Source organism: Variovorax sp. DAIF25 (assembly GCF_050711835.1).
Lineage (GTDB): Bacteria > Pseudomonadota > Gammaproteobacteria > Burkholderiales > Burkholderiaceae_C > Variovorax.
This window is the reverse complement of sequence record NZ_CP136636.1, coordinates 1226743-1242330: the sequence shown is the minus strand read 5'-3', so window position 1 is coordinate 1242330 and position 15588 is coordinate 1226743. Positions and strand designations below refer to the sequence as shown.

The following is a 15588-nucleotide window of genomic DNA, read 5'->3' as shown; positions in this document are numbered from 1 at the left end:
CTTTTCTTCATTCGGAAAACTCAGCTCATACCAAGCACTGCTCGAGCCCCTGCTCGAGGATCTCGCGCGGCAGCTCGATGCCGATGAACACCATGCGGCTCTGGCGCTGCTCGTCCTTGCCCCATTCGGGACCGAGGTCGCTGCCCATCAGCTGGTGCACGCCCTGGAAGATCACCTTGCGCTCGGTGCCCTTCATGTTGAGCACGCCCTTGTAGCGCAGCATGCGCGGGCCGTAGATGTTGACGATCGCGCCCAGGAAGTCTTCCAGCTTGGCCGGGTCGAAGGCACGGTCGGCCTTGTAGACGAAGCTCTTGACGTCGTCGTCCGTGTGGTGATGGTGGCCGTGGCCCTCGTGCTTGTGCGAGGGATGGTCGCAGTGCTCGCCATGCGCGTGGTCATGGTCGTGATGATCGTGGTCGTCTTCCTTCAGGAAGTCGGGGTCGATGTCGAGCTTGGCGTTCAGGTTGAAGCCACGCAGGTCGAAGATGTCCTTGAGCGGCACATCGCCGAAATGCGCCTTCTGCTGCGGCGCGCGCGGGTTCATGTGCTTGAGGCGATGGATCAGCGCCTCGGTCTCCTCGGCCGACACCAGCTCGCTCTTGCTGATGAAGATCTGGTCGGCGAAGCCCACCTGGCGGCGCGCCTCCTGGCGGTCGTTGAGCTGCTGCGGCGCGTGCTTGGCATCGACCAGGGTCAGGATCGAGTCGAGCAGGTAGCTCTCGGCGATCTCGTCGTCCATGAAGAAGGTCTGCGCCACCGGGCCGGGATCGGCCAGGCCCGTGGTCTCGATCACCACGCGGTCGAACTCCAGCAGGCCCTGGCGCTTCTTGGCGGCCAGCAGCTGCAGCGCCTCGCGCAGGTCTTCGCGGATGGTGCAGCAGACGCAGCCGTTGCTCATCTGCACGATCTGCTCCTTCGATTCGGTCACGAGGATGTCGCTGTCGATGTTCTCCTCGCCGAACTCGTTCTCGATGACCGCGATCTTCTGGCCGTGGGCCTCGGTCAGGATGCGCTTGAGCAAGGTCGTCTTGCCCGAGCCGAGGAAGCCGGTGAGGATGGTGGCGGGAATCAGGGCCATGGGGTGCTCCGGAAGCGGAAAACGGATGGAATGGATCGGAAAACGGGAAACTGGCGGGCAGTGTAGCCAGTGCCACTGAGTTGCGTTGCCGCGGGGGCCAAGCCCCCTTCGGCCGGCACGGTCAAGCGGGTTTTCGCACCACCGCCAGCCCCTTGAGGTACTCGCCCTCGGGGAATTCGATGGTCATCGGATGGTCGGGCGCCGCGCCCAGTCGTTCGGCGATGTAGCCGTCCACGCCGGCATCGAGCCCGGCCGAGGCCACGATCTTGTGGAACAGGTCGGCGCCCACGCCGCCCGAGCACGAGAAGGTCAGCAGCACCCCGCCCGGCTCGAGCAGCTTGAGCGCGAGCCGGTTGATGTCCTTGTAGGCGCGCGCGGCGCGCTCGGCATGCGCCACCGTGGGCGCGAACTTCGGCGGATCGAGCACGATCGCGTCGAAGCTGCGCCCCTGGTCGAGGAACTCGCGCAGCACGGTGTTCACGTTGGCGTCGAGAAACTCGGCCTCGAAGCCGTCGGCCGCCGCGTCGAAGCCGTTGAGCGCCAGGTGGCCGCGCGCGCGCTCCAGCGCCGGCAGCGAGGAATCGACCGACACCAGCGAGGCGCCCTTCACCGCGTCCGCCGCCTTCAGGCCCGCGAGCGCCGCCACCGTGAAGCCGCCCGTGTAGCAGAAGCAGTTGAGCACGCGCCGGAAGCGCCGGTGCCGCGCCATCTCGGCAAAGCGCCGGCGGCTGTCGCGCTGGTCGAGGTAGAAGCCGGTCTTGTGGCCGGTGGCGATGTCCAGCGACAGCTTCCAGTCGTGCTCGCGGATCACGATCTCGGTCGCCTCGTCCTGTCCGCGCAGCCAGCCCGTCACAGGCTTGAGCCCCTCGCGCTCGCGCCCGCTGGCGTCCGAGCGCTCGTAGAGCTTCGACAGGCCGGTCGCCTTCAGCAACGCATCGGCCAGCACGGCCTTCCAGCGCTCCACGCCGGCCGACAGGAACTGCGCCACCAGCGTGTCGCCGTAGCGGTCCACGATCAGGCCCGGCAGGCCGTCGGCCTCGCCGTGCACCAGCCGCACGCCGTCGCTCTGGAGCTCGAACAGGCCGCGCGCCGCGACCGCGCGTGCCACCACCGACGCGAGAAAGGCCGCGTCGATGCGCTGCGTCTCGACGAAGCTCCAGGCACGCGCGCGGATCTTGGAATCGGGGCTGAAGGCCGCCCAGGCGAGGAAGGCACCGTCGTGCGATTCGATGCGCACGGTCTCGCCGGCATCGGCGCCGCCGCGCGCGATGGCGGATTCGAACACCCAGGGATGGCGGCGCTGCAGCGAGCGCTCCTTGCCGGGCTTGAGTCGGAGGGTTTTCATGTTTTCTTGTCGGGAGTTTTCTTGACGCCACGGCTGCTGCCACTGCCGCCATCGTCGTCGCGGGCCCGCGCGCGCGGATGCGCCGCATCGTAGGCGCGCGCCAGGTGCTGGAAATCGAGCCGCGTGTAGACCTGCGTGGTCGCGATGTTCGCGTGCCCCAGCAGGTCCTGCACCGCGCGCAGGTCGCTGCTCGACTGCAGCACGTGGCTCGCGAAGGAATGGCGCAGCATGTGCGGATGCACCGGCGTCGCGAGGCCGGCCTTGAGGCTGCGCCCGCGCAGCAGCTTCCACACCGCCTGCGAGGACATCCGCACGCCCTTGGCGCTGATGAAGAGCGCCGCCGCCTCGGCCGGCTCGCGCAGGGTGGCGGCCGTGAGCGCCGCGCAGTCGCCGCGCACCGCGAGCCAGGCCGTCAGGGCCTCGATCGCCTTCGAGCCCACCGGCACCATGCGCCGCTTGCTGCCCTTGCCGAGCACGCTGGCCTCGTGGGCGTCCATGTCGATCCAGCCGCGCGCGGTCTGGCTCGCGCGCGCGTCGAGCCCCGTGAGCTCGCTCACGCGCAGGCCGCAGCCGTAGAGCACCTCGACGATCGCGCGGTCGCGGGTCTCGGTCCAGGGGTCGGCCTCGGTGTCGTGCAGCTCGGCCAGCCGCACCGCATCGTCCACGCCCAGCGCCTTGGGCAGCGGGCGGTCGGCCTTGGGCGCGTGCACGTCCTGCACCGGGTTGAAGCCGATCAGCTTCTCGTGCCCGAGCCAGCGGTAGAAGCTGCGCCAGCACGACAGCACCAGCGCGATGCCGCGCGGCTCGCGGCCCGAGCCATGCAGCTGCGCCATCCAGCGGCGCACGTGCGCGGTCTGCACGCGGTCCAGCGGCAGCTTCGCCTCGGCCGCGTTCGCCGCCAGCTCCTTCAGGTGGTAGCTGTAGAGCTCGAGCGTGCGCGCCGACAGCCGGCGCTCCACGCGCACGTACTCCAGGTATTTCTCGATCCAGCCCGAGTCGGCGGGCGGGGCCTCGGCCCCGGCCGCGCTAGAAGAGGTAGCCATGCGCGGCATTGTTCACGACCGCGAGCGGCTCGCGCAATGCGCCCTTGAAGACCATTCCCCAGCGTCGCCAGCAGCTCGAGGGCGCGGCCGCGTACTGCACGTCGAAGGCGCGGTCGAAGCCGCTGTTTTGTGCCAGCCGCTTCACGCGCCACAGGTGATAGGGCTCCGACACCACGATCACGCTGCGCACGCCGGCCGCCTGCAGCATCGGCGTCGACAGCGCGAGGTTCAGCCGCGTCGAGCTCGACACCCGCTCCTGCCGCATCGGCCCGCTGTGGCCCACGGCGCGCGCATGCTGCTCCATCACCTCGGCCTCGATGCGGCCGTCCTCGCTGTCGACGCCGCCCGAGAACAGCAGCTCGCGCGCCAGCCCGGCGCGCGCCAGGGCCACGCCCTCGTCGACGCGCCCGGTCAGGCAGGGATTGGGCTTGCCGCGCAGGTAGGCGCGGTTGCCGAGCACCAGCGCGGCGTCGGCCGCGCGCTGCGGCGGATTGGCGAGCGCTTCGCGCGCGCCCTGCCACACCACGGTCCAGGCTGCCGCATAGACGATCGCACCCAGCCCGAACAAGCTCCAGCCTGCGATTCGCAGCACGCGCGGCACCCGGCGCCACAGGTGCCCCAGCGCCGCGACGGGACGGATCAAGGCCGCAGCCGCGACAGCGCGCCCGAAGCCAGTTCGGCGATGCGCTCGAGGAAGTCGGTGCCCATCTCGGCGTTGAAGCGCTGCGCGTCGGGCGAGGCCAGCACCAGCAGGCCGAAGGCCGGGCCGTTGGGCTCGGCGCGCAGCGGGATCAGCGAGATCGAGGCCGCGGCATTCGGCTCGGGCAGCCAGTTGGCCGCCTCGAAGCCCGCGTTGATGCCGCAGTACGGCGCGGTCAGCGAGGTCGCGAGCGCCTTCACGTCGTCGCTGACCCACTGCGCATAGGCCTCGTTGAGGTATTCGGTGCCGCAGTCCCAGACCTTGATCGCCGTCTGCGGCACCAGGAACAGCGACTGCAGGTCGACCGCGATGCGGTAGGGCAGGCTGCGCGGGTCGCGCGTGGTCAAGAGGCCCGCGGTCCAGCGCTGCAGCCGGTCGGCGATCACCACGTTCTCGGTGCCGTGGCGCACCATGTCCATCACGCGGTGCTCGAGCGCCTTGATCTTCTCGCGCAGCATCTCGGCCTGGCGCTCCTGCAGGCTCACGGCGCGGTTGCCGTGCGGGCTGGTGAGCTGCACCTGCGCCAGCAGCTGGGCATGGCGCTCGAAGAAGTCGGGCGTGTTCGCCAGGTAGTTCGCGATGTCGTCTTCGGTGATCGGGTTCATGGCGTTCGCGTCTTGGTTGTTCGTGAAGGAGGTCATGGCAGGTCCGGCACCTCGATGTCGCCCTCGAACACCGTGGTGGCCGGGCCCGTCATCAGCACCGGCCGGCCCTCGCCCTGCCATTCGATGGTGAGCATGCCGCCGTGCGTCTGCACGTCGACCCGGCGGTCCAGCAGTCCGAGGCGGATGCCCGCCACCACCGCCGCGCAGGCGCCGGTGCCGCAGGCCAGGGTTTCGCCCGCGCCGCGCTCGAACACGCGCAGCTTCACGTGCGCGCGGTCGACCACCTGCAGGAAACCGGCGTTCACGCGCTGCGGAAAGCGCGGATGGTGTTCGATCTGCGGCCCCTGCTCGGCCACGGGCGCGGTCTCGACGTCGTCGACGAGCTGCACCGCGTGCGGGTTGCCCATCGACAGCACCGCTACCGAAACGATAGCGCTGCCGGCCCGCGTGCCCAGCGCCAGGTGCCAGGTGTGCCAGCCGCCCTCGGGCTGCGGGTCGAGTCCGGCGGTGTCGAAGGGCACGCGCTCGGGTTCGAAGATCGGCGCGCCCATGTCGACCGTCACGCGGCCGTCGTCGCCCATGCGCGGCTCGATCACGCCGGCCAGGGTTTCGACGCGCACCGTGTCCTTGTCGGTCAGGCCGTGCTCGCGCACGAAGCGCATGAAGCAGCGCGCGCCATTGCCGCACTGCTCGACCTCGCCGCCGTCGGCGTTGTGGATCACGTACTGGAAGTCGGTGCCCGCGGCGCGCGCGGGCCGCACCGTGAGGATCTGGTCGGCGCCGACGCCGAAGTGGCGGTCGGCCAGGAAGCGGTACTGCGCGGCCGTGAGGCCCAGCGTGCCGCGCGTTTCGTCGAGCACGACGAAATCGTTGCCGGCCCCCTGCATCTTGGTAAAGCGGATTCGCATCGACGGATTATCGCCAGCGGCACCGGCCCTTAGGATCGCGGGCCCAAAGGAAATCGCCTGCCCATGTCCTCCGAAACCCCGCCGCCCACCGATTGGAAGGCGCTGGAACCGCTGCTCGTGGACGACGCCGTGCGCGCGCTGCGGGCCCTGCTGGACCAGAATCCCGGCGAACGCTTCTACGCCGCCACCCTGTACGGCCTCTACCGCGAACTCGACGGCCCGGTGTTCCTGCCCGGCCTGGCGGCCCACAGCCTCGGCGCCCTGGGCGGCCCGCCGGCCGGCCGTTTCTGGGAGGCGGCCTGGAACCCGCCCGACTGGCGCTGGGACCTGAGCGGCTTCGAGAGCGAGGCCCTGGGCGCCGGCGCCGAGGCGGCCGCGGCCGCGATGCAGTCCACGCGCCGCGCCTGGCTCGCGGGCGAGCGCCGCTGCGTCGACATGCTGGTGAGCGCCACCAAGAAGATCCGCAAGGCGCTGGCGCAGAGCCATCCGGATCGGCTCGTGCCCGGCTTCGTCGTCTTCCTGCACGACGAGGAGGGCGGCCCGGCCTGGGTGCGCCGCTGCATCGGCGAGAAGGCCTTCCTCGCGCTGATGCCCGAGGAGGACGCGCACGAGAGCGAGCGCCGCCGCGTCGCCGCGCTGCCGGAGGAGGCCCAGGCGCAGTACCTGGTCGAGCGGCTGGGCCGCTTCGAGGGCGCCATCGACGGCGAAGACGCGGCCGAATGGCTCTGCCGCCTCGGCGCGCCCGCCGTGCCGCCGCTGCTCGAACGGCTGGCGCCCAAGGGCCGGGCCTGGGAAGCGGCCTCGCTGCTGGGCCGCATCGGCATCACCACGCCCGAGGTGCTGGCCGCGCTGCGCCGACAGGCCAGCGGCCGCGGCGAGCCGCCCGACCGTTCGTGGGCCGCGCGCGCCCTGGCCTTTCTCGGCGACAGCGACTGGCTGCTCGCGCAATTGGCGACCGACGCGGACACCGAGGTCGCCATCGAAGGCCTGTGCGCGCCCTACTCCGCCTTCCGCGACCGCACGCCACTGACGCTCGACTACCGACCGCTCGAGGCCCTGCTGTCGTTCTCGCCCGCCGCCGAGGCCCGCGCGCTCGCCATTCTCAAGCCCGGCAGCAGCTACTGCAGCCTGCGCACCGGCGAGGTCGACGAGGCCTTGCGCGGCCTCGCCGCGCCGCACGCGCGCGTGCGCCTGCATGCCGCCAGCCTGATGGACGACCGCGGCCTCGGCGCCGCCGCCGGCCGCCGGCTGCTGCCCGCGCTGGCCGACCGCATCGCGCACGACGCCGATGCCGGCGTGCGCTGGACCGCCCTCTACAGCCTCGCGGCCTGGAAGCGCGCCGGCCGCCCGTGGCACGAGACCGTCGCCCATGCGGCCCGGCACGATGCCGACGAACGCGTGCGCGCCGAAGCCCTCGCGTGGCTCGGCGCGCACGGCGGCTGAAGCCCGCTCAGCCCTGCACGAAGCCCAGCAGGTCCGCGTTCACGCGGTCGCGGTGCGTGGTGCAGGTCGCATGCGGCGCGCCCGCGTACACCTCGAGCCGGCTGCCCGCGATCAGCTCGTGCGCCAGCTTGCCCGTGGCCTCGAAGGGCACGACCTGGTCGTCGTCGCCGTGGATCACCAGCGTGGGCACGTCGATCTTCGCCATGTCGGGGCGGAAGTCGGTCTCGGAGAACGCGGTCACGCAGTCGATCGTCGCCTTCAGCGAGGCCTGGAGCGCGATCTGCAGCGTCTGCTTGAACACGCCCTGCGACACCGCCGCGCCCGGCCGGTTGGTGCCGTAGAAGATGGTGCTGAAGTCGTCGAGGAACTGCGCCCGGTCGGCCGCGAGGCCGGCGCGGATGCCGTCGAACAGCGACTTCTCGGGGCCCACCGGATGGTCGGCCGTCTTCATGAACAGCGGCGTCACCGCGCTGATCAGCGCCAGCTTCGCCACCCGCGCCGAGCCATGGCGCGCGATGTAGCGCGTGACGTCGCCGCCGCCCATCGAGAAGCCCGCGAGCACCACGTTCTTCAGGTCGAGCTTCTCGATCAGCTCGGCGATGTCGTCGGCGAAGGTGTCGTAGTCGAAGCCGGTCCAGGGCTGGCTCGAGCGGCCGAAGCCGCGGCGGTCGAAGGCGATGGCGCGGTAGCCGCGTTCGGCGAAGAACTGCATCTGGCTGTCCCACATGTCGGCGCTCAGGGGCCAGCCATGGCTGAACAGGAGCGGCTGGCCGCTGCCCCAGTCCTTGTAGTAGAGCTCGGTGCCGTCGCGAAGGGTCAGTGTGGTCATGGTTTTTCCTTGGTGAGTGATTGAAAGAAACGGAAAGGGAAAGAAGAAGGAAGGCTCAGAGCGACAGGAAGTGATGCACCTCCGGCTTGCCCGGCCCCGCATGGAAGCGCAGCGCCTCGCCCTGCAGGTCCGCATCGGCCTGCGACACGCGGTGGTGCTGGCGCAGGTGCTCGGCCCAGGATTCGACGAGGAACCATTCCATGATCCGTTCCGGGTCGGCCGTGTGCTCGTGCAGGCCCCAGGCATAGGCGCCGTCGCGGCGGCGTTCGAGCGACAGGCGCTTCATCGCGGCCATGAAGGCGGGCCGGTCGTCCTTGCGGATGCGGTACTCGACCTGGATCATCACGGGCCCGCGGTCGTGGGCCACGGGCTCGGCCACCAGCGGCTCGGGCCAGTGGTTCGAGGCCTGCAGGTCGGCTTCGCCCGCGGGCAGCTTCACGCGGTGGAAGATCAACCCCGCCACCACCAGCCCCACGGCGCCCGCCACCAGCGTGAACGGCACGCCGATCTGCTGCGCCACCAGGCCCCAGCCCAGGCTGCCCGCGGCCATCGCGCCGTTGAACACCGTGAGGTAGACCGCCAGGCCGCGTCCGCGCACCCAGTTCGGCAGGATCGATTGCGCCACACCGTTGAGCGTGGTCAGCGCCACGATCCAGCCCAGGCCCAGCACCAGCAGCAGCGCCACGGCCAGCCACTTGGGCGGCGCCAGCACCAGCGCGCCCATCACCGCCGCCGTCAGCACCGAGGCCAGCAGCAGCATGCCGTCGGCATCGAGCCGCTCGCGCATCCGCGGCATCAGCAGCGCGCCGCCGATGGCGCCCGCCCCCACCGCGCCCAGCAGCACGCCGTAGAAGCCGGCGCTGCCGCCGAGCATCTGGCGCGCCACCAGCGGCAGCAACGCCCACACCGAGCTCGCGAACAGGAAGAACACCGCCGCGCGCAGCAGCACCACGTGCAGCTCCTTGCTCGAGCGCGTGTAGCGCAGGCCGGCGCGGAAGGCACCGAGGAAGTTCTCCGACAGCCCGCTGTCGACGGCCGCCGGCCGCTTCCACCACAGCAGCGCCGCGATCACGAACACGTAGCTCAGCACGTCCACGCCGTAGGTCACGGCCGCGCCGAAGCTCGCGAGGATCAGCCCGCCCGCGGCCGGGCCGATCGAGCGCGCGATGTTGATGCCCAGCGAGTTCAGCGCCACCGCGCCCTTGAGGTCCGAGCGCGGCACCAGCTCGGGCACGATCGATTGCCAGGTCGGCCCCATCAGCGCCGCGCCGATGCCGCCCACGAAGGTCAGCGCGATCAGGTACTCGACCGTCAGCGCGCCGGTGTGCGAGAGCACCAGCAGGCTGCCGCTGACCGCCGCCAGCACCAGCTGCACGAAGATCAGGAAGCGGCGCCGGTCGAGGATGTCCGACAGCACGCCGGCCGGGATCGCCAGCAGGAACACCGGCAAGGTGGCCGCGGTCTGGATCAGCGCCACCGCGGTCGGGCTGGCCGACAGGTCGGTCACCAGCCACGAGCTCGCCACGTCGCGCATGAAGCTGCCGATGTTGCCGAGCACCGTGGCGGCCCACAGCACCGCGAACACCGGCTGGCGCAGCGGGGCGAAGGCGCCGGGCTTGGCGGTCTTGAGGGCTTCAGTCATCGTGACGCTCCTTGAGGTCGAGCCAGGCCACGAGCACGAAGCCGCCGACCAGTCCCAGGTGTTCGAAGAAGGAGTTGGCGGCCATGAAGCGCTCGTGCCCCAGCGGCATCTCCCAGAAGCGCAGCGCGACGAAGGTCGCCATCAGCGTGAAGCCCGCCAGCGCGAGCGCGCCGAGCCAGCGCCAGATGCCCGCGAGGATCAGCGCCGCGGCGCCGAGCTCGAGCACGATCACCGCCGCGGCCAGCGGGCCGGCCGGCGACAGGCCGAAGTGGTTCATCTCGGCGATCGCCGCGTCGAAGTCCATCGCCTTGTTGAGCCCGCCCTGCAGGTAGGCCGCGCACAGCAGCAGCAAGGCGAGCCAGCGCACGGCCGAAGAGGTGGTCCAGCGCATCGCCATCACACCGCCCAGCAGGCGCAGCCCAGCGCGCCCCAGAAGCTCTTGAGGTCGGCGATCGGCAGCTTGCTGCTCCAGGCCGTCGCGTGGCTGTGGCCATGCACGTTGCAGTCGTTGGCGCAGCCGCACGACGCAGCGGCGTTGCGCATGACCTTCTGCATCGGCGCGCCCTCGGCACCGTGCACACCCTGGGTGTCGGCCCAGCCCGCATAGCCCCCGAAGGTGCGCGCCGGCGACCAGTCGGGCATCGCGGGCGGCGGCGCGCCCTCGTCGAGCGACGCGAAGCGCCCGGCGCCATAGACCACCTTGCCGCCCACCATCGTCAGCAGCGCCGTGATGTCGGCGATCTCCGATTCGGCGCAGCCGAAGTAGTCGCGGTCGGGCACCACCAGGTCGGCGAGCTGGCCGGCCTGGATGCGGCCCTTCTTGCCCTCCTCGTTCGAGAACCAGGTGACGTTCTCGGTCCACATGCGCAGCGCACCCTCGCGGTCGAGGCAGTTGCGCTGCGGATAGAGCTGCATGCCGCCCACCGTCTTGCCCGTGACCAGCCACGACAGCGACACCCACGGGTTGTACGAGGCCACGCGCGTCGCGTCGGTGCCGGCCGAGACCTTGAGCCCGCGCTCCAGCATCTTCTTGACCGGCGGCGTGGCCTCGGCCGCGCCCGCGCCGTAGCGCTCGACGAAGTACTCGCCCTGGTAGGCCATGCGGTGCTGCACCGCCACGCCACCGCCGAGCGCGGCGATGCGGTCCATCGATTCCTCGGAGATCGTCTCGGCATGGTCGAAGAACCAGTTCAGGCCGGCCAGCGGCGTGTCCTTGTTGACCTTCTCGAACACGTCGAGCGAGCGGCTGATGGTCTCGTCGTAGGTCGCGTGCATGCGCCAGGGCCAGCGGTTCTGCGCCAGGATGCGCACCACCTCCTCGAGCTCGCCTTCCATCTCGGGGCCCATCTCGGGCCGCGGCTCGCGGAAGTCCTCGAAGTCGGCGGCCGAGAACACCAGCATCTCGCCCGCGCCGTTGTGGCGGAAGTAGTCGTCGCCCTGCTTGTACCTGGAGGTCCTGGTCCAGTTCAGGAAGTCGGCCTTCTCCTCCTTGGCCTTCTGCGTGAACAGGTTGTAGGCCAGGCGGATCGTGAGCTGCCCATCGTCGGCCAGCTTCCGGATCACGGCGTAGTCGTCGGGATAGTTCTGGAAGCCGCCACCCGCGTCGAGCGCGCCGGTCACGCCCAGGCGGTTGAGCTCGCGCATGAAGTGGCGCGTGGAATTGAGCTGGTAGTCGAAGGGCAGCTTCGGCCCCTTGGCCAGCGTGGCATAGAGGATCGCGGCATTGGGCTTGGCCAGCAGCAGGCCGGTCGGGTTGCCTGCGGCATCGCGCACGATCTCGCCGCCATGCGGCGCCGGCGTGTCCTTGGTGTAGCCCACGGCGCGCAGCGCGGCGCCGTTGAGCAGCGCGCGGTCGTACAGGTGCAGGATGAACACCGGCGTGTCGGGCGCCACCGCGTTGAGTTCGGCGATGGTCGGCAGCCGCTTCTCCACGAACTGGTGCTCGGTGAAGCCGCCCACCACGCGCACCCATTGCGGCGCCGGCGTGATCGCCACCTGGCGCTTGAGCATGCCCATCGCGTCGGCCAGACTCCTCACGCCGTCCCAGCGCAGCTCCATGTTGTAGTTGAGGCCGCCGCGGATGATGTGCAGGTGGTTGTCGATCAGCCCCGGCAGCACGCGCTGGCCTTGCAGGTCGATCACGCGGGTGTTCGCGCCGGCCAGCGGCAGCACGTCTTCGGCGCGGCCCACGCGGGTGTAGCGGCCGTCCTTGATGGCCACGGCGTCGGCCGTGGGGTTGGCGCGGTCCAGCGTGGTGAAGCGGCCGTTGCGCAGGATGAGGTCGGGGGTCTGGTTGTTGGCCATGGTCGGGGTGGATGCGAGGGAGGTGGCGGCCAAGGCGCCGAGGGCGCCCAGGAGCTGGCGGCGTTGCGGATCAGGGGTGCTCATGCGTCGTTCCTGTCGGTGGGTCGGGTGGCGGCGGTCTTCGCCGCTTCGGGCTGCACGCACTTCGGCAGTTCGCCGAACACGTGCGGCTTGACCTGGTGATGCAGCCACGAGGTGGCCGCGGGGCGTTCGAGCACCTGCCGCACCAGCGGCGGCAGTTGCTCGCCGAGCAGGATGCCGAGCAGGCCGACCAGCGCGATCACCGGTGGCGCCGGCGAGCGCACCTGGAACAGCGCGTAGATCACGCCGACCAGCAGGCCCAGCGCAAGGGAGACGACATAGGGCTTCATGGCCGGCGCTCTCTGTTCGTTGCTCTGTTCGTTGCCGGGGCTCAGCCTTCGTGGGCGCCGAACATGCTCTTGGCGTAGTTGATGCCGATGCCGTAAGCGCCGCCCACCTTCTTCGCGATGCCGGTCGTGAGCTCGTAGGTCTCGCCGCGCGCCCAGTCGCGCTGCAGCTCGAGCAGGTACTGCAGCGAGGTCATCGGCCGCGCGCCGGCCTGCACCATGCGCTGCATCGCGCGCTCATGCGCCTCGACCGACACGTCGCCGCAGGCATCGGCGATCACGTAGACCTCGAAGCCCTGGTCCAGCGCCGACAGCGCCGGGCCCACGATGCACACGCTGGTCCACAGGCCCGCGAGCACGATGCGCGGCTTGCCGATCTCATTCACGCGCTCGATCACGGCCGCGTCCTCCCAGGTGTTCATCGAGGTGCGGTCCAGCATCTTCTGGTCGGGGAAGGCGGCCGTGATCTCGTCGAACATCGGGCCCGAGAAGCTCTTCTCGGCCACCGTCGTGAGGATGGTCGACACGCCGAATCCTGCCCCTGCCTGCGCCACCAGCGCGGCGTTGTTGCGCAGGTTCACCGCGTCGATCGAGTGCGTGGCGAAGGCCATCTGCGACTGGAAGTCGATCATCACCAGCGTGTGGTCGGTGGGGGTCAGCAGGGTGGCGCCGGCGGTGGGGGTGGCTTTGATGGACATGGGAAGACTCCTGAAAAAACGAGGTTGGGAAAAGACAGAGGGGGGGAAACGAAATCAGAGCGCCGGCAGCTCGTTCGGCCGCAGGTCGAACACCAGCACCTCGGCGTCGTCGCCGTTGGCAAAGCTCAGTTGCTGCGCGAGGCGGATGCGGGCGCCGTCGCCCTCGGCCATGCGCTGGCCGTTGACTTCCACGCTGCCGCGGGCCACGTGCACATAGGCATAGCGGTCGGCGGCCAGCTGCAGCAAGGCGGTCTCGGCGCCGTCGAACAGGCCGGCGTAGACGCGGGCGTCCTGGTGCACCGCGAGCGAGCCCTGGTCGCCATCGGGCGAAATGATCAGCCGCAGCCGGCCGCGCTTTTGCTCGGCGCCGAAGTGCACCTGCTGGTAGCGCGGCGCCACGCCGCGCGCACCGGGCACGATCCAGATCTGCAGGAAATGCACCGGGTCCACGGCCGAGGCGTTGAACTCGCTGTGCCGCACGCCCGTGCCGGCGCTCATCATCTGCACGTCGCCCGGATGGATCACCGAGCCCGTGCCCATCGAGTCCTTGTGTTCGAGCGCACCTTCGAGCACGTACGAAAAGATCTCCATGTCGCGGTGCGGATGGGTGCCGAAGCCGCGGCCCGGCGTCACGCGGTCGTCGTTGATCACCAGCAGGTCGGAGAAGCCCTGCTGCCGGGCGTCGTGGTAGTGGCCGAAGGAGAAGGTGTGGCGCGACTGGAGCCAGCCGAAATTGGCGGTTCCACGGTCGGTGGCGGCGCGAAGTTCCAACATGCTTGATGACCTTTCGATGACAGTTTTGATCGATGTGATTCACAATCGCTTTCGGGGCTCATCCCCTAGGCATGGATCAATCATCGCGGGCCGAAACCCGGTCATCGGCGAAACTTTTCAGCCTCTATGATCGAAGTTTTCGATCATCTATTTCGATCGTTCAACCTTCGTACTCATCCACAGGAACACGCCCGTGCTCAAGCTCAGCCTGGAAGCCATCGAGGTCGTCGACGCCATCGCGCGCCACGGCTCCTTCGCGGCCGCCGCCACGCGCCTGAACAAGGTGCCCTCGACCATCTCGTACGCCGTGGGCAAGCTCGAGGAGCAGCTCGGCATGCTGCTGTTCGAGCGCAACGGCCCGCGCGTCACCCTCACCGCCGCGGGCGAGGAAATGCTCAAGGAAGGCCGCTGGCTGCTGAGCGCCGCGAGCGACCTCGAATCGCGCATGCGCCAGATCGCCACCGGCTTCGAGTCCGAGCTGCGGCTGGTGCACGACTCGCTGATTCCCACCCAGGCGCTGATCGGCGACGTGCGCGCCTTCGAGGACCTGCGCTGCGGCACCCGGCTGCGCATCGGCTGCGAAGCCCTCACCGGCACCTGGGAGGCGCTGCGCGAGGGCCGCGCCGACATCGTCATCGCCGCGGGCGAGGGCCCGGCCGGCGGCGGCTACCAGGCCACGCAGGTCGGCAGCCTCGAGTTCGCCTTCTGCGTCGCGCCCACCCATCCGCTCACGCGCATCGGCCGCCCGTTGCAGCGCGGCGACCTGCTCGAGCACAACGCCATCGTGGTGGGCGACAGCGCGCGCACGCTGTCGGACCGCACCGTCGGCCTGCTGGCCGGGCAGCCGCGCATCACCGTGCCCTCGATGGTCGCCAAGATCGCCTGCCAGCTCGAGGGCCTGGGCCACGGCTACCTGCCGCGCGCCTGCATCGCGCTCGAGCTCGCGCGCGGCACGCTGGTCGAACTGCCCACCGAGGAGCCGCGCCCGCCCGAGGCCTTCTGGCTCGCGTGGAAGACCGGCGCGAAGGGACAGGCGCTGCGCTGGTGGCGTGAGCGGCTCAACCGCGTGCTGGTGCCGGCGCTGCTGCCGCGCTCGATGTGGGTGCAGTGAGGGGCGTTGGAATCGGGCGGGGCCCGGTCACCCCGCCGCGCGCAGCTTGTCGAGCGCCCGGTCGAGAAAGCCCAGCCGGTCTTGCCCCCAGAAACGCTCGTCGCCGAGGATGAAGGTCGGCGCCCCGAACACCCCGAGCTCCACCGCCTCCGCGCTGTTGGCGCGGTACACGGCCAGCACCTCGGCCGACTGCTCCATCGCCTGCAGGGTCGCGCCGTCGTAGCCGTTCTCGTCGGCCACCGCGATGCGCACCGCCGCCGCCGACGTGTCACGCTCCTCGGCCCACAGCGCGCGCAGCAGCGCATGCGAGAGCTGCAGCGCATCGAGCCCCTGCAGCTGCGCCGCGATGACCATCCAGCCCGGATACTTGTTCCAGTTGGGGTCACTCGGCGCGCCCTTCGGGTAGTGCGCCGGCTCCAGGTTCAGCGGCATGCCGAGGTAGTCGCGCCAGCGCGCCAGCTCGAGCGCGTGGTACGTGCGGCGCGGCTCGGGCCGCGTCTTCAGCGGAATGCCGCCGGTCTGCGGCACCACCGCCTGGAAGTCGTAGGGCTTGAGCGCCAGCCGCACATGGTGGCGGCGCACGATGTCCTGCAACTGCGGGCCACCGAGGTAGGCCCAGGGCGAGGAAAGGCTGTAGAAGCAGTCGAGGGCAAGGGTCGTCATGGGGCCGGATTATCTGCAGCGCCTTGGCGCGCGGCGTCAGCGCAAGCCGACAAAAGCCGGCGTCGCGCAGCGCCGTG

At 70.3% G+C, this 15588-nt stretch carries 16 protein-coding genes; 2 read left to right on the top strand and 14 right to left on the bottom strand.

Going from position 1 to position 15588, the window contains the following annotated elements:
* Positions 1-25: 25 nt before the first annotated feature.
* The 6 genes from R0232_RS05630 to dapF form a co-directional block, all read right to left on the bottom strand.
* Positions 26-1078, bottom strand: coding sequence for a CobW family GTP-binding protein (locus R0232_RS05630; protein WP_093353350.1), 1053 nt, complete (start codon positions 1076-1078; stop codon positions 26-28).
* Positions 1079-1199: 121 nt separating this feature from the next.
* Complete coding sequence (locus R0232_RS05625) at positions 1200-2423, bottom strand: class I SAM-dependent rRNA methyltransferase (RefSeq protein WP_057597014.1); 1224 nt, start codon at positions 2421-2423, stop codon at positions 1200-1202.
* Positions 2420-3466: a tyrosine recombinase XerC gene (locus tag R0232_RS05620; RefSeq protein ID WP_431511503.1), complete on the bottom strand. Its 1047-nt coding sequence runs from the start codon at positions 3464-3466 to the stop codon at positions 2420-2422. Before R0232_RS05620 ends, R0232_RS05625 begins: the two co-directional genes overlap by 4 nt.
* A complete protein-coding gene (locus R0232_RS05615) occupies positions 3450-4109 on the bottom strand; it encodes a YdcF family protein (protein WP_431511502.1) in 660 nt (219 codons plus the stop codon). Before R0232_RS05615 ends, R0232_RS05620 begins: the two co-directional genes overlap by 17 nt.
* Positions 4106-4807 carry a DUF484 family protein gene (locus R0232_RS05610; RefSeq protein WP_431511501.1) on the bottom strand — a complete coding sequence of 234 codons (702 nt, stop codon included), beginning with the start codon at positions 4805-4807 and terminating at the stop codon, positions 4106-4108. Before R0232_RS05610 ends, R0232_RS05615 begins: the two co-directional genes overlap by 4 nt.
* Positions 4804-5679, bottom strand: coding sequence for a diaminopimelate epimerase (gene dapF / locus R0232_RS05605; protein WP_208512064.1), 876 nt, complete (start codon positions 5677-5679; stop codon positions 4804-4806). The genes R0232_RS05610 and dapF overlap by 4 nt, the downstream gene beginning before the upstream one ends.
* 63 nt (positions 5680-5742) lie before the next feature.
* Between dapF and R0232_RS05600 the strand changes: the two genes are divergently transcribed.
* Positions 5743-7122 carry a hypothetical protein gene (locus R0232_RS05600; protein WP_431511500.1) on the top strand — a complete coding sequence of 460 codons (1380 nt, stop codon included), beginning with the start codon at positions 5743-5745 and terminating at the stop codon, positions 7120-7122.
* A 7-nt stretch (positions 7123-7129) separates the two neighbouring features.
* On the opposite strand, the gene R0232_RS05595 is transcribed toward R0232_RS05600, so the two are convergent.
* The 7 genes from R0232_RS05595 to R0232_RS05565 all read right to left on the bottom strand — a co-directional run bounded on the left by R0232_RS05595 (position 7130) and on the right by R0232_RS05565 (position 13737).
* Positions 7130-7951, bottom strand: coding sequence for an alpha/beta fold hydrolase (locus R0232_RS05595; RefSeq protein WP_431511499.1), 822 nt, complete (start codon positions 7949-7951; stop codon positions 7130-7132).
* 55 nt (positions 7952-8006) lie between these two features.
* A complete protein-coding gene (locus R0232_RS05590; RefSeq protein WP_208512066.1) occupies positions 8007-9593 on the bottom strand; it encodes an MFS transporter in 1587 nt (528 codons plus the stop codon).
* Positions 9586-9984 (bottom strand): DoxX family protein, encoded by a 399-nt coding sequence (locus tag R0232_RS05585; RefSeq protein WP_431511498.1) that lies wholly within the window; start codon positions 9982-9984, stop codon positions 9586-9588. The genes R0232_RS05590 and R0232_RS05585 overlap by 8 nt, the downstream gene beginning before the upstream one ends.
* 5 nt (positions 9985-9989) lie before the next feature.
* Positions 9990-11897 (bottom strand): amidohydrolase, encoded by a 1908-nt coding sequence (locus tag R0232_RS05580; protein ID WP_431512863.1) that lies wholly within the window; start codon positions 11895-11897, stop codon positions 9990-9992.
* 80 nt (positions 11898-11977) lie between these two features.
* On the bottom strand, positions 11978-12268 hold the full coding sequence (locus R0232_RS05575) for a DUF1427 family protein (protein WP_431511497.1): 291 nt from the start codon (positions 12266-12268) through the stop codon (positions 11978-11980).
* A 41-nt stretch (positions 12269-12309) separates the two neighbouring features.
* Entirely contained in the window at positions 12310-12963 is a 654-nt protein-coding gene (locus R0232_RS05570; RefSeq protein ID WP_431511496.1) for a hydrolase, read from the bottom strand.
* A gap of 54 nt (positions 12964-13017) precedes the next feature.
* Positions 13018-13737 carry a pirin family protein gene (locus R0232_RS05565; RefSeq protein WP_431511495.1) on the bottom strand — a complete coding sequence of 240 codons (720 nt, stop codon included), beginning with the start codon at positions 13735-13737 and terminating at the stop codon, positions 13018-13020.
* Positions 13738-13930: 193 nt separating this feature from the next.
* On the opposite strand from R0232_RS05565, the gene R0232_RS05560 reads away from it, so the two are divergent.
* Positions 13931-14848 carry a LysR family transcriptional regulator gene (locus R0232_RS05560; protein WP_296780891.1) on the top strand — a complete coding sequence of 306 codons (918 nt, stop codon included), beginning with the start codon at positions 13931-13933 and terminating at the stop codon, positions 14846-14848.
* Between the two features lie 27 nt (positions 14849-14875).
* Here the strand turns inward: R0232_RS05560 and R0232_RS05555 are convergent, their stop codons facing one another.
* A complete protein-coding gene (locus R0232_RS05555; protein WP_431511494.1) occupies positions 14876-15511 on the bottom strand; it encodes a 2-hydroxychromene-2-carboxylate isomerase in 636 nt (211 codons plus the stop codon).
* Positions 15512-15588: the final 77 nt, after the last annotated feature.

Excerpts from the sequence above, each read along its gene's own strand:
- R0232_RS05620 (WP_431511503.1), bottom strand. The coding sequence starts at position 3,466 with ATGGCTACCTCTTCTAGCGCGGCCGGGGCCGAGGCCCCGCCCGCCGAC.
- R0232_RS05555 (WP_431511494.1), bottom strand. The coding sequence starts at position 15,511 with ATGACGACCCTTGCCCTCGACTGCTTCTACAGCCTTTCCTCGCCCTGG.
- R0232_RS05625 (WP_057597014.1), bottom strand. The coding sequence starts at position 2,423 with ATGAAAACCCTCCGACTCAAGCCCGGCAAGGAGCGCTCGCTGCAGCGC.
- R0232_RS05585 (WP_431511498.1), bottom strand. The coding sequence starts at position 9,984 with ATGCGCTGGACCACCTCTTCGGCCGTGCGCTGGCTCGCCTTGCTGCTG.
- R0232_RS05610 (WP_431511501.1), bottom strand. The coding sequence starts at position 4,807 with ATGACCTCCTTCACGAACAACCAAGACGCGAACGCCATGAACCCGATC.
- R0232_RS05600 (WP_431511500.1), top strand. The coding sequence starts at position 5,743 with ATGTCCTCCGAAACCCCGCCGCCCACCGATTGGAAGGCGCTGGAACCG.
- R0232_RS05565 (WP_431511495.1), bottom strand. The coding sequence starts at position 13,737 with ATGTTGGAACTTCGCGCCGCCACCGACCGTGGAACCGCCAATTTCGGC.
- R0232_RS05590 (WP_208512066.1), bottom strand. The coding sequence starts at position 9,593 with ATGACTGAAGCCCTCAAGACCGCCAAGCCCGGCGCCTTCGCCCCGCTG.
- R0232_RS05595 (WP_431511499.1), bottom strand. The coding sequence starts at position 7,951 with ATGACCACACTGACCCTTCGCGACGGCACCGAGCTCTACTACAAGGAC.
- R0232_RS05630 (WP_093353350.1), bottom strand. The coding sequence starts at position 1,078 with ATGGCCCTGATTCCCGCCACCATCCTCACCGGCTTCCTCGGCTCGGGC.
- dapF (WP_208512064.1), bottom strand. The coding sequence starts at position 5,679 with ATGCGAATCCGCTTTACCAAGATGCAGGGGGCCGGCAACGATTTCGTC.
- R0232_RS05580 (WP_431512863.1), bottom strand. The coding sequence starts at position 11,897 with ATGGCCAACAACCAGACCCCCGACCTCATCCTGCGCAACGGCCGCTTC.
- R0232_RS05575 (WP_431511497.1), bottom strand. The coding sequence starts at position 12,268 with ATGAAGCCCTATGTCGTCTCCCTTGCGCTGGGCCTGCTGGTCGGCGTG.
- R0232_RS05570 (WP_431511496.1), bottom strand. The coding sequence starts at position 12,963 with ATGTCCATCAAAGCCACCCCCACCGCCGGCGCCACCCTGCTGACCCCC.